The organism is Acetitomaculum ruminis DSM 5522 (assembly GCF_900112085.1).
Taxonomy (GTDB): domain Bacteria; phylum Bacillota; class Clostridia; order Lachnospirales; family Lachnospiraceae; genus Acetitomaculum; species Acetitomaculum ruminis.
The window spans coordinates 1-15,709 of sequence record NZ_FOJY01000030.1 but is presented as its reverse complement, the minus strand read 5'-3'; the positions used below and the strand labels follow the sequence as shown (position 1 = coordinate 15,709).

At 33.0% G+C, this 15,709-nt stretch carries 13 protein-coding genes; 10 read left to right on the top strand and 3 right to left on the bottom strand.

The window, feature by feature from the left end; translation table 11 throughout:
- The 8 genes from BM153_RS12990 to BM153_RS12955 all read left to right on the top strand — a co-directional run.
- Positions 1-456: leucine-rich repeat protein (locus tag BM153_RS12990; protein ID WP_177205719.1), on the top strand; the 456-nt coding region annotated here is incomplete at its 5' end.
- Positions 457-670: 214 nt separating this feature from the next.
- On the top strand, positions 671-1,969 hold the full coding sequence (locus BM153_RS12985) for a tetratricopeptide repeat protein (RefSeq protein WP_177205717.1): 1,299 nt from the start codon (positions 671-673) through the stop codon (positions 1,967-1,969).
- A 39-nt stretch (positions 1,970-2,008) separates the two neighbouring features.
- A complete protein-coding gene (locus tag BM153_RS12980) occupies positions 2,009-5,176 on the top strand; it encodes a response regulator (protein WP_177205715.1) in 3,168 nt (1,055 codons plus the stop codon).
- A gap of 12 nt (positions 5,177-5,188) precedes the next feature.
- Complete coding sequence (locus BM153_RS12975) at positions 5,189-6,007, top strand: response regulator (RefSeq protein ID WP_092874854.1); 819 nt, start codon at positions 5,189-5,191, stop codon at positions 6,005-6,007.
- Between the two features lie 35 nt (positions 6,008-6,042).
- Positions 6,043-6,558 (top strand): type III secretion system chaperone family protein, encoded by a 516-nt coding sequence (locus tag BM153_RS12970; protein ID WP_092874851.1) that lies wholly within the window; start codon positions 6,043-6,045, stop codon positions 6,556-6,558.
- Between the two features lie 31 nt (positions 6,559-6,589).
- Positions 6,590-7,069, top strand: a complete 480-nt coding sequence (locus BM153_RS12965; protein ID WP_092874848.1) for a type III secretion system chaperone family protein — start codon at positions 6,590-6,592, stop codon at positions 7,067-7,069.
- Positions 7,070-8,099: 1,030 nt separating this feature from the next.
- Positions 8,100-8,924 (top strand): DUF6033 family protein, encoded by an 825-nt coding sequence (locus BM153_RS12960; RefSeq protein WP_092874843.1) that lies wholly within the window; start codon positions 8,100-8,102, stop codon positions 8,922-8,924.
- Between the two features lie 253 nt (positions 8,925-9,177).
- Positions 9,178-10,860, top strand: coding sequence for a methyl-accepting chemotaxis protein (locus BM153_RS12955; protein WP_092874840.1), 1,683 nt, complete (start codon positions 9,178-9,180; stop codon positions 10,858-10,860).
- A 58-nt stretch (positions 10,861-10,918) separates the two neighbouring features.
- Here BM153_RS12955 and BM153_RS12950 read toward each other — a convergent pair whose 3' ends face one another.
- Positions 10,919-12,361: a methyl-accepting chemotaxis protein gene (locus tag BM153_RS12950; RefSeq protein ID WP_092874837.1), complete on the bottom strand. Its 1,443-nt coding sequence runs from the start codon at positions 12,359-12,361 to the stop codon at positions 10,919-10,921.
- Between the two features lie 522 nt (positions 12,362-12,883).
- On the opposite strand from BM153_RS12950, the gene BM153_RS12945 reads away from it, so the two are divergent.
- Both BM153_RS12945 and BM153_RS12940 read left to right on the top strand, forming a co-directional pair.
- Positions 12,884-13,192, top strand: a complete 309-nt coding sequence (locus BM153_RS12945; protein WP_092874834.1) for an HIRAN domain-containing protein — start codon at positions 12,884-12,886, stop codon at positions 13,190-13,192.
- Between the two features lie 166 nt (positions 13,193-13,358).
- Positions 13,359-14,279 carry a hypothetical protein gene (locus BM153_RS12940; RefSeq protein WP_242949155.1) on the top strand — a complete coding sequence of 307 codons (921 nt, stop codon included), beginning with the start codon at positions 13,359-13,361 and terminating at the stop codon, positions 14,277-14,279.
- Between the two features lie 71 nt (positions 14,280-14,350).
- Here BM153_RS12940 and BM153_RS12935 read toward each other — a convergent pair whose 3' ends face one another.
- A complete protein-coding gene (locus BM153_RS12935) occupies positions 14,351-15,142 on the bottom strand; it encodes an RHS repeat domain-containing protein (RefSeq protein WP_092874831.1) in 792 nt (263 codons plus the stop codon).
- Positions 15,143-15,468: 326 nt separating this feature from the next.
- A complete protein-coding gene (locus tag BM153_RS14360) occupies positions 15,469-15,687 on the bottom strand; it encodes a hypothetical protein (protein WP_242949156.1) in 219 nt (72 codons plus the stop codon).
- Between the last annotated feature and the right edge of the window lie 22 nt (positions 15,688-15,709).

The following is a 15,709-nucleotide window of genomic DNA, read 5'->3' as shown; positions in this document are numbered from 1 at the left end:
CGTAAGAGAAAAGAAGCTACAAAGAAGGGTAAGAAGTTTAGCTTAAAAGGTTATAAATATACAATAACCACAGCTTCACAAAAAAATCCTACAGTTACCATTACAGGTTACAAGAATAAGAACCTTAAGAAAATCTCCGTTCCGGAAACAGTTACTTACATGAAAGTAAAATTCAAAGTAACAGCCATCGGAAATAATGCTTTCAAATACCAAAAGAAAGCTACTTCTTTAGTAGTAGGAAAGAATGTCCAAGTAATCGGAAAAAACGCATTTTATGGAGATTCAAAATTAAAAACCATCACCCTTAAAACATCTTCACTTAAGAAAGTGGGAGCAAAAGCCTTTAAGGGAATTTATAAAAAAGCAGTAATCAAAGTACCTAAAAACAAGGTGAAAAGTTATACAAAACTTATGAAAAATAAGGGACAGGCAAAAACTGTTAAAATTAAAAAATAAGAAATATTGTTAAGTAAAAAACTATCGCATCGGGTTAAGCCCCGGTGCGATTTTTTACTTTTTTACCGGTTAAAAATTAAAAAAACAGGCAATTCATAATCTATATAAGTTAAACAATTCTATTGTCATACAAGTTCGGCTTTTAAAAAACAAATTATGTACGAAATATATATATGAAAGTTTTAATAATAATATGAAAAAGAAGGGGAATATAATGACACAAATAAATCTTGAAGCATTAATAAAATCAGGGGAAGAAGGAAATGGAGAGGCATTTAATACCTTAGGAGGTATTTATGAATTCGGCCTTGGAGGTATAGAAAGTAATATTGATAAGGCAGTGGAGTATTATGAAAAAGCGGCTAATCTTGAAGATGGTATGGGAGCAAATGCTCTTGGAGATATTTATTATGAAAAGCTACAAAATTATTCTATGGCTCTAAAATGGTATTTAAGGGCAGAAAAATTGGATTTTCCTGAAGTAAATTACACTCACATTGCATATATATACCAGTTTGGAGAAGGAACACAAGTGGATTATGAAAAGGCCCTGGAATATTATTTTAAGGGGGCAAAGGCAGGAGATGTTTTGGCTGTAAACAATATAGGAATTATGTATCAATATGGCTTAGGTTGTGAGAAAAACACTAAACTTGCCATCCAATATCTGACAACGGCGGCACAATCAGGCTTTGGTGCAAGTGCTGCCAGTCTGGCTGATATTTACTATGACGGTGCAGGGGTGGAAAAGGATTATTCTATAGCACTAAAATGGTATATGGAAGCTGAGAGCCTGGGAGAAGAAGTGGATGCCAACAGAATAGGATTTATTTATTCAGAAAAAAAGGATTATGAAAAAGCTCTTGAATATTATAAAAAAGGTGCTTCGGCAAAAAGTGCAATTTCATATTACAATATGGGGATTATGTACCAATATGGAGAAGGTGTAGAGCCTGATTTAATAACTGCCATTGATTATTATGAAAAATCAGCTTCTTTAGGATATGGTATGGCAGCGGCAAAGCTTGGGGATGTTTACTATGAAGCCGGTGAATGTGATGCTAATTATGATGCCAGTTTTAAATGGTATATGAAGGCAAATGAATTAGGCTATAAAATAGATTTAACCAGAATAGGTTTTATGTATGAATATGGCCAGGGAGTTGAACAAGACTATGAAAAGGCTTTTGAATGTTATGAAAAAAAGGCTTTAGAGGGTGATGCAGGAGCCATAAATAATCTTGCTACTATGTATCAGTTAGGTAACGGATGCCAGGAAAATATAGAAAAAGCCATTGAATATTTTGAAAAAAGTGCTGATATGGATTTTGCTTTAAGTGCAAATAATCTTGGAGATATTTATTATCAGGGAGAATTTTTTGAGCCGGATTTTGATAAGGCCTTAAACTGGTATCTAAGAGCTGAGAAACTTGGATTTGAAGTGGATTATGCAAGAATCGGGGACATTTATGCAGATAAAGCCAGGGAATACTATAAAAAAGCCGGAATTTAAACAAAGGTAATTTGTATTGTAATTAGAAGGGGTATGCCTATGCTACAGATAACTTTTACCATGAAGGATTTTAATGATTATAATAAAATGCTGTTAGAATTAAGAACTATTCCTAAGTTCTATAGGGCTACAAGTATTTTTGCAGACATAATAATAGGTGACAGAAATAAAAAAAAGATAGGAATAATTGTTGAATTACTTAAAACCCGAATACCAAATATTAAAATAGCAGGAAGTACCACTACAATGCAGTATGACCAAAGTAAGCAGACTTCCGGAATAATTATAATATCCTTTTTATTGCTGGAAAAAAGTGATGTAGAGGTTTTGGTTTATGATGGAAATTTATATAAGCAAGAGGAAGGCGCCCGAAAATTACGGGAGGATTTAAAAAGGATAGAAGATGTATCCTGTGTAAAACTGTATATTAATTCATCTAATATAGATGATAATAGCGATTTTTTTGATGCTTTTGTTATTGACAATCCGGAAATTGTATTTGCAGGATGTATAGCTTCCGGTGCTCTTTTTAGCTATGAGGAAGAAATTTTTCTGGTATCTAATGAAGGAGTAATGGACTCTGGCGTTGTGGCAGTGGTTTTTAAAGGAAAAGATCTTTATGCAAAGACTATTTTTGACCAGGGGTGGGAGCCGTCTGGAATTGAACATGTTGTAACTAAGATGAGTGGCAAAAACAAACTTTTAGAGGTAGATAATTTACCGGTTACAAGTCTTTTTGAAAAATACCTGGGAATAGAGGTAAATGAGTATTTACCAATGCAGATTATTGAATTTCCTCTTATGGTAAGAAGGGGAAACTATGACATTGCCAGGGGAATAATAGGTATGGATGAAGATGGAGGATTATGGGTAACTTCGGATATTAAGGTAAATGATAAGGTAAGATTATCCATTGGAATAGTTTCGGATATGCTAAAAAAAGCCAGACAAAATGCGGCAACCCTTGTGGATTTTCAACCGGAAGCCATGTTTTTAACCATATGTCTAAGCAGAAGCTATTATTTAAGAGAAGAACAGCAAAAAGAACTAAATTTTTATCTGGCTATAGCCCCTTCTTTGGCAGGGTGCTCTTGTAGTGGTGAAATAGCTAAAATTGATAATAAACTATTCTGGCTTAACTGTTCAGTGGTTGCTCTGGTTTTAAGAGAAGGAGAAGTTAAGGAAAAAGATAAGGTTAATTATCCACCACTTCCGGATGAAAATGATGATGAAAAAAATAATCACATTCCTTTAATGGACAAGATTTCTCATTTTATGAAGGTGTCTACCAGTGAGTTTATACTTATGCAGGAACGGGAAAAAGAAATGCTTTTAAAGCAGGAAATTGAAGCTGAAAAAGCGGCAAATGAAGCAAAATCAGCTTTTTTATCAAATATGTCCCATGAGATAAGAACCCCTATTAACTCTGTTCTTGGTATGGATGAAATGATTTTAAGGGAATCCAGGGAAGAAAATATAAAAGAATATGCAGAGCATATCAGAAATGCCGGGAATACGCTTTTATATTTAATAAATGACATATTGGATTTTTCAAAAATAGAAGCGGGGAAAATGGAGATAATTCAGGCAGATTACAGCCTATCCTCTGTTCTATATGATCTTATAATTATGACTCATTCCAGATTGGAAAACAAACAGCTTAAGCTTAATATTGAGGTGGATAAACAATTACCGGATGAATGTTTAGGAGATGAAATGCGTATCAGACAGGTTATCTTAAATATTCTAAATAATGCAATTAAATATACCAATAAGGGAAGCGTAACATTAAGCGTGAGTTTTAATAAGGTGGATGATAAATATGTAGATTTTATTTTTCATGTAAAAGATACGGGAATAGGAATAAAAGAAGAGGATTTAAGCAAGCTTTTTTCACCTTTCGAGAGAATTGAAGAAAAAAGAAACAGGACGATTGAAGGAACAGGTCTTGGTATGACTATTACCAAAAACCTTTTAAACATGATGGGAAGCTTTCTTGAAGTGGAAAGTGTTTATGGTGAAGGTTCGGATTTTCACTTTACACTAAGACAAGAGGTGGTGAATTGGACACCTATAGGTGATTTTAAAGAAAAGGCAAAAGATCGAAATAAAAACCTTGCATCTGAAACATTGGAAGACTTTAGGGCTCCGGATGCTGACATTTTAGTGGTGGATGACACTTCCATGAATCTTGTAGTCATAAGAAATCTTCTTAAAAGGCTTGAAGTTAAGGTAGATACAGAAGAAAGCGGTTTTGCTGCTCTTGAGGCGGTGAAAAAAAAGAAATATGACATTATTTTTATGGATCATAGAATGCCTAAGATGGATGGAAGTGAAACCCTTAAAAAAATTAAAGAAATGCCGGAAGATTCTCTAAATGCCCATACACCGGTGATAGTTTTAACTGCTAATGCCATAGCCGGAATGAAGGAAAAATTATTAATGGATGGGTTTGATGAATATCTTTCAAAACCCGTAAATTCAAAGGAATTAGAGGAAACAATAAGAAGATTTTTACCTGAGGAAAAGATAATAGCCACAGTTAAAAGGGAAGAAAAATCCCTGCCACAAAGGTTAGATAAATGGGGTTATATAGAAGATGATTCATTAAGAGAGCTTATAAAAATGCTTGATGATGAAATAAATCAGTTATCTGTTAATAAAGCCATAGAAAACTGTGGAGATGCAGAGGCTTACATAAAAATTCTTAAAGATTTTGTCATGGGGGCAAAGGCAAAAAATGATGAACTTAATAAATATCTATCCGATAATAATATTGAAGATTTTACTATTAAAATCCATGCCTTAAAAACTTCAACCAGACTTATTGGAGCCTATGACTTATCTGATATGTGCAGGCGTTTGGAGGAAGCAGGAAATAATAGGGATATTGCTTATATAGACAGTCATTTTCCTTTTGTAATGGAATGGTTTCTTGAAATAATTCAACAAATAATTGACATTTTTCCAAAGGAAAATGATGAGAAAAAGGAAATGATAGACGAAGCCGGTTTGAGGGAGGCATATGGAGCAATCTATGAATTTGCTGGTGTATTTGACATAGACAGTGTTGATAAAATTATTGCCAATCTTGAAGAATACAGATTGCCGGATGGTGAGAAAGAACGGTTTGAAAAGATAAAACAGGGAGTACTGAATGTAGATTATGATACAATTCTTCAGTTGTTAAGCAGGGATTTTGATTAAAAGGAGTCAGTTATGGAAGATTTTTTATCAGGAAAAATAAAAAAGAAAGCTATTCTTGTAAGTGAAGGCGCTACTTTTATGTCAAGTATTATAAAAGATGCCATGAAAGAAGCAAATTTTGATGTTGTATCCATAAGACCGATTTTGGATGAAGTAAGAGCAAATGTTCATGTGTCTAATATTATCGTGGTTTACCTTGGAGAACATATTGCATCAAGCCAGGAGGCACTTAGCTATATAGCTGAAGTGGTTTCACAAAAAGAAAAGGAATTAGTAATTATAGGATTTAAAAATGAACTTTCCTTAATCTATAGTCTAGTTCCTACCCTTCAGGTTCTGGCTAAAGAATTGTTAAGACCTTTAAATGCTAAGGATATTATTGCATATCTCCAAAAGGTTTCTTCTCAAATGAGTTCCTTTTATGTAAAGAAAAAGATTCTTGTGGTAGACGATGATGGAGTTTTTTTGAGAACTGTTCATGACTGGCTGTCTTCAAAATATTCTGTTTCAGTGGTAAGCTCAGGAGTTAATGCAATTAAATATCTGGCAACCAATACACCGGATCTGATATTGCTTGATTTTGAGATGCCTGTAACAGACGGTCCTCAGATATTAAAAATGATTCGTTCTGAACCTTCAACACAAAATATACCGGTTATGTTTTTAACAGCCAAAAGCGATAAGGATTCCGTAATGACGGGAATTTCATCAAAACCTGATGGCTATCTTTTAAAAACCATGACTTCAGATGAGATTATTCGAAGTGTGGACGAGTTTTTTGCTAAAGAAAAAAAGGCGAAAAAGAAAGAGGATGATTTTTGGGATTTTTAGGTTAATTGGATAGATTTTGATAAGGAGTGAGCTGTATGATTAAGACTTATCCAAAGAAAATATTACCTGTAGCAAAAAAAATTGAAAACTTTTTAATAGAGGATGGAAGAGCCTTCAGTTACAAGCCGGATTTTAATATGTTTTCTTTTGATTTGAAAACGAAAAATGAAGGCAGATATAAAGAACTGGATATGGACATTTATGTAAGGGAAAATGAGTATACGGTATATGCCTATGTAAAGTTCAGGTTGCCGGTTTCAGATACGGATTTGATGCTTAGAATGTCGGAATTTATATGCAGAGCCAATAAAAAAGCCATTGACGGATGCTTTGAATTAAACTGGCAAAAGGGTTATATCCGCTACAAATACCATGTTAAATGTTTAGGAGACAATCTTCCAACTAAAAAAATGTTTAAAGACAGTATAATAGCTCCGGAATTTATGTTTGAGAAATTTTTCATGGGAATGGATTTGATTATTGATTATTTAATGGATGCAAAGTCTGCTTTTGAAGTATGTATGAAACAATGGTATAAAGCAGCAGTATAGGACTTTTTATATTCCCGGGATGGTGAAAAAAATGAGCAGGTACTCAAAAGATATTTCTTATAAAATAGAAAAATTATTGAGATTTAATGGATTTGAATATCGCTTCAATGAAAAAATGGGTAGCTTTGAGTTTATTATAAGTGGTTTTGACAGCGAAATAGAAGGTCTGGATTTTTTAATACTGGTGCATGAGGGGGCATTTTCCGTATATGCATATTCAAATTTGAAGGTGGATACCGATGATTGTGAGTTAAAGGCATCCATGTCCGAGTTTATTTGCAGAATAAATTATGGAATGCGTATTGGAAACTTTGAATTTGACCTGGATAATGGAAATATATTTTTTAAGGCCTTTGCCAACTGCAAGGGAGAAAATCTTCCTACAGATGAAATGCTTAAGATATATATTTTTGCACCGGTGGAGAGTTTTAAGAAATACGCAAAAGGAATGATAAATATAATAAATAAGAAAAGAACAGCTAAAGAAGCAATAGCTGTATGTGAGATATAAGATTTGGAAAATATGATAGTCTATATTATTCCCTGAGGCATTTCTATTAAGGAAAGTGTTTCGGGGGATTTTTTATTTCCAAAAAAGAAAAACAAAAAAACAGACGCTAGATGGTGTAGCGTCTGAAAAAAATAGGGAGTATTATGAAAAAAAGTTAAGTTTTAGCTATCTTAGTTTATGTCGCTCAACTAAGATATGTATATAATAACCGGAAAGTTTGTTTAAAATTTGTCCTTTATATGTATTTATTGAGAATTTTTGTGTATTTCAACTGAAGAATATTAATAGAAAATATTAATCTAAACATAAGATTTTTTTAAGGAAATGACAACAAAAGTGGAAAATACAGGACATTTTATTCAGTATATAATTATTGCATTAAATTATAAAGAAATTATACTTGAAATTTTTATAGGAAAAAAGGACTAGTGTAATTTTCTGCCTTTTGGCTTTAAATTTTACATTTTATCCCAGGTTTAAAAGTAAAGCTTTATTCACATTTCGCATAATTGACTTAGTTAATTTTACCTATGGGGGCACCGATATATATAGTAAGAAAGCAAAGGGATTTGAAAATATTATCATGGATGATATATAAATTACTTTGAGCTATTATTTTTAGATCAGTTGAAGTAATATGTATGAAGTAAGAAATGTGGATCGGAAAATATTAGCTTTTTAGTAATTTATATCAATATTAAAAAATTTTATACTCATCTATTTTATTCTAAGATAATTATTCATTCCCTAAACTATGAAAAGATAATAATTAACCCGCCTTATTAAAAAGAAGTGGGAAGCAAAGTAGTAAGGATAGATTTAAAAAAGCTTAAGATTATGAGAGAGTAGGTGGATTGACGAAAACGTTGGTGGATTTTGGATGTAAAACAACATTTATACCATAAATGAAACTGGCGTAGGTGTGATTTATTTATTAGATTAGTGTTAAGCTAACATCCGAATATTACTTAAACTGTAGGGATGAATATTTTATAGAAACCCCGGCTGTTTAGGAGGTGATAAGAAAGATATGTCATTAACAACAAATTCATTATTTTCAAATATACAAAGTGCTTATAATGCCAAATCTTCCAAATCAACAGGTGATGTTGATCAGAAGGAAGAGATTTCCTCTAAATTAAAGACCGCAAAGGCAACGGCAGTTACGAAATCCGAAGCCTATGGAAAGGTTTTAGGAAATGCCAGGCTATCAGAAGAAGCAGCATCATATTACGAGCAATTAAAAGCAAAATATTCCGATATGGAATTTATACTTGTAAGTAACGATGAAATGGCCAATGTAAAGGCAAACCCGTCAAGGTATGCCGATAGTGTAAAAACAGTCGTATTAATAAGCGAGAATAAGATAGAAGAGATGGCCACCAATGAGGACATCAGAAACAAGTATGAAGGAATTATAGAAGAAGCCAAAAACGGACTGGAAACTTTAAAGACTTCCTTACAGGAGTCAGGAGAGTGGGAAAACGTTAAAGGTTTGGGAATAACCGTTGATGATAACGGGGCTTCTCGTTTCTTTGCAGTCCTTGAAAAATCCGGTGCAGATCAAAAGGCAAGGATTGAAGAAAAGGCTTTAGAGAAAAAAGAACAGGCGAAAGCCAAAGCTAAAGAGGCAAAGAAAGAAAAAGAGAAGGAAAGGCTTGAACAAGCCCGGCGTGATGATGATATTAAGACTGAAAAGATGGAGAAGGAAGATGAAAATACAATAACATTATATGCTGACTCCATTGAAGAATTGATGAGTAAAATCAAAGATTATTATTTTGAAGTTAAAAGTGATGCAGTCTTAACAAAAGAAGAAACTTATGTAGGACAGGTTATAGATTTTAGAGGATAATAAAGAAATTATATAAAAAGCCCTGCCGGTTGAATTTTCCGGCGGGGCTTTTAGAGTATGTAAAAGAAAAAATAATTAGTAATAATATACAAAAAAAGTACATCATAGTTATCTTAGTCCTTTAGTTGTGAATTTGTTCAATAACAACAATATAATAAAAAATATAGAGCAATAATTATGTAATATTGACAAAGAAATTTTAGGGGTTTATACTTCTTTAAGAAGAAAAATAAAAGGACGGAGGGGATTTGTTATGAATTCCAGGAAAAAGGGCTTGAAGATAAAAAATATGTTTATATTGTTTGCTCTAATTCCATTATTTAGTGCAATTATCATTCTGGCTGTATCAAGCTACAATATCATGGTAAAAAACTTAGAGGAAAATACAAAAGAGGAATTAAAACTGGCTGTTAAATCCTTGAGAGAGTATTATGCCTATGAACTGATTAATTCTTATGATTTAAAGGACGGTTTTCTTGAATATGATACTTCATACATAGATGAATTATCAGATATTGGAATCGACTTTACTATTTTCAAAGAAAAAGTCAGGTTTATGACTACCATTAAAGATTCATCAGGAAAAAGAATAGAAGGAACTAATGTCTCTGATGATATATGGGAAATTGTGGGAAAGAAACAACAGGACTATTATGCACAAAATGTTTCTGTAAATGGGATAGACTACTATGTTTATTACACACCGCTTTTGGATAATGACACTGTAAAGGGAATGGCTTTTGCAGGAAAACCTGCTACTATGATTAAATCAGCAAAACAGCATATTGTTGTTAATGTTTTAATAGCAAGTTTAATTTTGGCTTTTGTATTTACAATTTTAGCAATTGTATTGGCAAAATTAGTGTCTGATCCTTTAAAACAAGCTGCCATTGAAATACAAAAAATATCCAATGGCGAAACGGATGTAAAGGTAAATAAAAAGACAATTATTGTTGAAACACAAGACATTTTAGAAGCTATAAATTCTCTTGGAAGAACCTTAAATGAAACAATCTCAGGAGTTAAAGAAAAAGTTTTCGTTTTAACAGAAAGTGCCGGTAAGCTAAATGATTCATCTAATGTGGCTAAAGTTACCATAAGTGATCTTGATGGTGCTGCAAATGAAATTGCCAACGGGGCAGGTATACAGGCTGAAGAGGTTTCTTCTTCTGCATCTTCCCTGTCGAATATGCTTCTAAATATTGAAAATATAGGTATGAGTATACAGGCAACCAATATTCAGACTGAGGAAATGCACAGGCAGTCAGATATCGTTATAAGAGAATTTGATAAGCTGATAGATTCTATAATGAATTCTAAAGATGAACTTTTTACCATCAATGAAAAAATGAAAAAAGTTTATGGAGCAGTTGAAACTGTTGTTAAAGCTGCTCAACAGATAAATAATATAGCTGATCAGACAAACCTCTTATCTTTAAATGCTTCAATTGAAGCAGCAAGAGCAGGAGAAGCAGGAAAAGGATTTGCGGTTGTGGCAAGTGAAATTAGTAATCTATCAACGGAATCAAACTCCTCTGCAGAAGAAATACGAACTATTATGGATACTTTAAGCATAGAAACTAAAGATGCTGCAAATCTCATTGTTGAAATGAGCGAGACTATGTCAAAACAGGTAGAAAACAGTGAACAATCACGACATGCTTTAGAAATATTGGTTAAAGCCATAGAATTAACAAATCAAAATGTCAATGCTGTAAAAGAGGGTTCTGATAAAGTTCAGGATTTATGTAAGAATTTAAATGATTCAATAAACAGTTTATCTACTATATCCGAAGAAAATGCTGCTTCAGCCCAGGAGACGTCAGCTGGGATTACACAGATGAATGAAACAGTGGGAGAAATAAATAATATGTCAGATGAATTGAATAATCTGGCTATAAATCTTGGACAATTAACAGATTATTTCCAAATATAGTATCAACAAAACAATCGGTGCAAAATCAACCTGCACCGATTGTTTTGTTAGGTATAAGTTAAACTTTAAATATATTAATTATTTCATCAATTCGTGTAGATGAATCCGAAACTGCATTAGCACTGCTGTCTACATTTTGTGAACTATCTGCAACCTGTTTTGCTCCGGATGCCAAATCAGTTGCCATATCACTTACTTCTTGAGTATTTGCTGACTGTTCCTCTGAAATAGCTGCCATTGAACTTGCAATTTCATCTACAACATCAATTTTGCTTATCATATCTTCAACTGTAGTACTGGTATCATCCAAACTCTTGAAAATCTTTTCAAAGGTTTCACCTGCTGTATTTACAGATTCCATACTGCTACTAATCTGGCTTACGTTATTTTCAGCTTTTTCAGCCAGGTCAGTAATTTGGCTTGTAATTTGTTTTATAATTTCTTGAAACTGACGGGTACTATCAGCAGAATTCTGAGCCAGAGCACCAATTTCATCAGCCACTACTGCAAAACCTTTTCCGGCATCCCCTGCTCTTGCAGCTTCTATTGAAGCATTAAGGGATAAAAGATTTGTCTGACTTGAAATTGAGTTAATCATATCTACAATTGATTCAATTTGCTTAGCTGAATCATCAACCACATTTACAACCTCATTCATTTCATTCATGGATTCTGAAACAATTGTCATACATGATTGAACTGCTTCCATGTCTCTTTGACCATATCTTGCTGTCTTAACTAAATCCTCCATGGTATTTTTAGTAGTTTCACTTTGAGCTGTCAAATCAGAAACCTGCTGTGCAAGAGTAGTGGCATTTTCTGCCAATTCTCCAACTGCTGATGACATATCATCCATTGTATGCTGAATTTTTTCCATAGATGATGCCTGGGCATCTGCCTGTAAATTTAAGCCTCCGGAAACATTTTTACTGTTTTCGGCTTCTTTCGATAATGTATCAGACATGTTTTTTATCTCAGTTATGGTATCTTTCATTTTCAAAACGTAATCGTGCATGCTATTATTCATAAGTCCGATTTCATTTCTACCGCCTTCCGGTATTTCTACCGTAAAATCTCCACCTGCAATCTTTGTAATACTATCTGTAAGTTGTTTGATAGGACGGGCAATAATTCTTGTAATAACAGTTCGAATAACTACAACAATTATTATGACGGTAATCAAAGATACAACAAAAGATATAATTTCAAAAGTTCTTAACTGGGCTAGAACAAAGCTTTCTTTAACATATGAAACTAATGTCCAGTTTGTTCCATCCACTTGTTGAAGCACTACATAATAGTTTGAACCATTATTGCCTTTCATGTTATAAGTGCCCATTTCGCCATTGTTTACTTTTTTAAATATTCTTTGTAAGAATTCATCATCCGTGTGTTCTGAAACATCTGTACCAATATATTCTTCTTCTACTGAACCAAGAATCATAGAACCGTCAAAACATATACTGGAACCGGAACCTGAAGGTTTATAGGAACTTACCATTTCAGAAACACCTGAAAGGACAATGTCAACGGATATGGAGAAGTCTATGATTATGGTGATGATAAAATAATTACCGAGAAGGCGATAAAAAGCATATATGGAGTTGATGCTTTGGTAATGGATATGTACGATAACAAAGTGGTAATAGTAAAATAAAAATAAAATATGAAGTAGTGGAATTAAAACAGTTACATTTCCTTAGGGATTTGTAACTGTTTTTTTGCTTGTAAAGCGGACATTCGGAATCCGCTTCGCTACTTCCTCATGAACGCAGTGGCACTTTGTGCCACCTGTCAGAATGGGCTTTAACCCCTTCTGACATTAGTAATCTTATACCCCCGCTTAAAGCTTACGCTTTTGAAACGGGGGATTGCTCACACTGCGTTCAAGCTGTACGCTTTAATGGACTGGCTATTTCGTTTCAGGGGTTCTTATTGGACACATGGGGGAGTAATCTATTATCAGAAAGAAACAAAACTAGCTTAAATATAACTTATTAACACACATTAGGAGGTATTTTTTATGTCAGAAATTTATTTTACTATTGCAGGAACTCAACATTGGCACGGTAGTGATTTTATTGAAAAGGACATGGTGGTTAAGCTTGTTAAGGAAGAGGATAACGAAGTGGATTCTGAGGCAATTAAAGTTGAAATGCCGGGGATTGGTCAGATAGGTTATGTAGCAAATAGTCCTTATACTGTCCTTGGTGATAGCATGAGCGCAGGTCGTATTTATGACAAAATCGGAGATAAAGCAAAGGGAAAGGTGCTTTATGTATTGCCAAAAGGGGTTATATGCATACTTGATGAGGATAGTTGTATCAGATAACAGGAAGGATAAGCAAAAAGTTAAGTTTAGAAGGCGATCAAATGCCTATATTATGCTGCATTTTAATAATTCCTTGTTTAGTATTAGCTAAATTAATAAAAAGGAGTTAATTCATGCCCTCGGGCTATTATTTATATATTTTTAAATTTAAGGAGGAACAAACATTATGAAGAAAAAGTTAAAATGGATAATGGGAGTATTATTGTTGTTATTATTTGCAGGAGTTGCTTTTGGGAGTGCTTCTAACGGGTCAAAGGACAAAAAGGAAATAGCAACCTCAGACAACGTAGAATCAGGCAGTAAAAAAGAAAATGAGGAAACTGCCAGCGAGAATAATAAAACAGATTTAGCTACTATTGATGAACAGGTATTGATTGATAATAACGGAATAAAAATAACAGCTGAAGAGTATATTACCGACAGTATCTGGGGAGATGGTATAAAACTCATGATAGAAAACAACACAGACAAGGATTATACCATAGGTTGTGATGCACTTATTGTAAATGATTATATGATTACTGATTTATTCGCATCTGAAATTGCAGCAGGTAAAAGTGCAAATGAGACCATGTATTTATACTCATCAGCCTTACAGGCAGCAGGCATTGATTCCGTAGGAAAAGTTGAAATGTATTTTCATGCATTTGATTCTAATGTGGATTATCTGTTTCAAAATGAATACGCATTGATTCAAACTTCTGAATTTGAAAACATGGATACTACACCAAATGATGCAGGAAAAGAATTATTCAACATGGACGGTATAAAAATAGTAGGTAAGACAGTGGATGAAAATTCATTCTGGGGAAGTGCAATATTGTTATACATAGAGAATACTTCAGGTAAAAATATAGGGATTTCTGTAGATGATATGTCAATTAACGGTTTTATGATGAATCCGATTTTCTCAACTTCAATATATGATGGAAAGAAAGCTATAAATGATATTACTATTTTATCCAGTGATTTAGAAGATAATGGAATTACTTCTATTGATAATGTGGAATTAAAGTTTAATATTTATGATTTGAAAACCTTTGAAACTATAAAGAATACTGATCCAATAACTTTTACGGCAAAATAATTGAGAGCAGTGAAAATGTATAAAAGAGGGGACGTTTAACACGTCCCCTTACAAAATTTCCCTTATATTATTTATGGTAGTATATAGTTTGAATTTGCTAAATCAATAGGAGATTGCTGAGGAAAATTATTATAGCAATTTTTGTAAACCCATTGTTGTTTTTTAATTTTATTAGCTAAATTTTTTGGTACACTTATTTTTTTATAGGTAAGTACTTCATTATTTTGCTTAACTAATAATTTTTTTGAATTGTAGGTATTTTTAATTTTATAACTGTCTAACTTTATTAAATTATTGTATTTATCATAAGAGAGTTTGTTGACAAATTTCTCTTTTCCCTCTGTATCTGTTATGGTTTTTACATAACCGGATTTATTATAAGAAAGGGTCATTGTACTGTTTCCTTTGTTTTTACCATATTGATAACTAACAGCAATTTTAGAAATTTTATTACTTTTGTTATAGGTGTATTTATTGACATAAGTAATAGTGGTTTTGGCATCATCTGAATGCCAAACTAACTTATCCTGGATTAATCTGTTCTTTTTGTCATATTTGTAGGTAGTTTTACCGCTTCCCGCATAAGAATTAGTACTGGATGTTAATTTACTGTATTTATCATAATTATAATTCATGGTACGCCACAATTTATTTTGCCAGTCATAAGATTTTACACTTTTTATCATCCCGCTTTTGTCATAGGAAAACTTTGAGCAGGCCTTGCTATTTTTGGTGGCAATTTTTGTCAGTACATAAACTGATGTTTTATTACTTTTTGCAACTGAATTAATTGGAGCAAACTGCAATGTAAGTAATGCAGCTAAAATGGATAAAGCAATTATTTTTTTTGTTTTTCTCTTCATAAACTTAACCTCCATAAAAAATTTTTTGAATTGAAAAAACTCTAACCCTATAATTAAGTTTCATGTATATTTTAAATCGAAGACTCTTATTTGGTCAATGATTTATGACGGAATAAACCATAGTAAAATGACATAGAATTATAGTCAAAAACACTATAAATGGCGATAAATAATTGTGAACAATGATATAATAGATTAAGCGAGGTGACAAACTATAAATAGTCAAGTGATTTTTGAATAAATTTTAATTAAGTAAAAATTGCATGACAAATAAACCATCTGAATACACCGTATTTCAGATGGTGCAGTAGAAATAGTTATTTATGTCAGCGAAGTGAGGTAGATACAAAGTCAGTGTTCTGCCTCTCCAATGCAAAAATGACTCTGACTAATTTCTTCGTGACATGTGAAATGGCAACGCGATGTGGCTTTCCCTCAGATCGCTTCTTGGCATAATAGGTTGCGAAAGTCATATCAAACCGGATAAGTGGCAGGGCGCAATTCATGAGCGTATATCTAAGCTGAGACGAGCCGTGCTTGACCATCCTTCCCTTATGTGATTCCGTT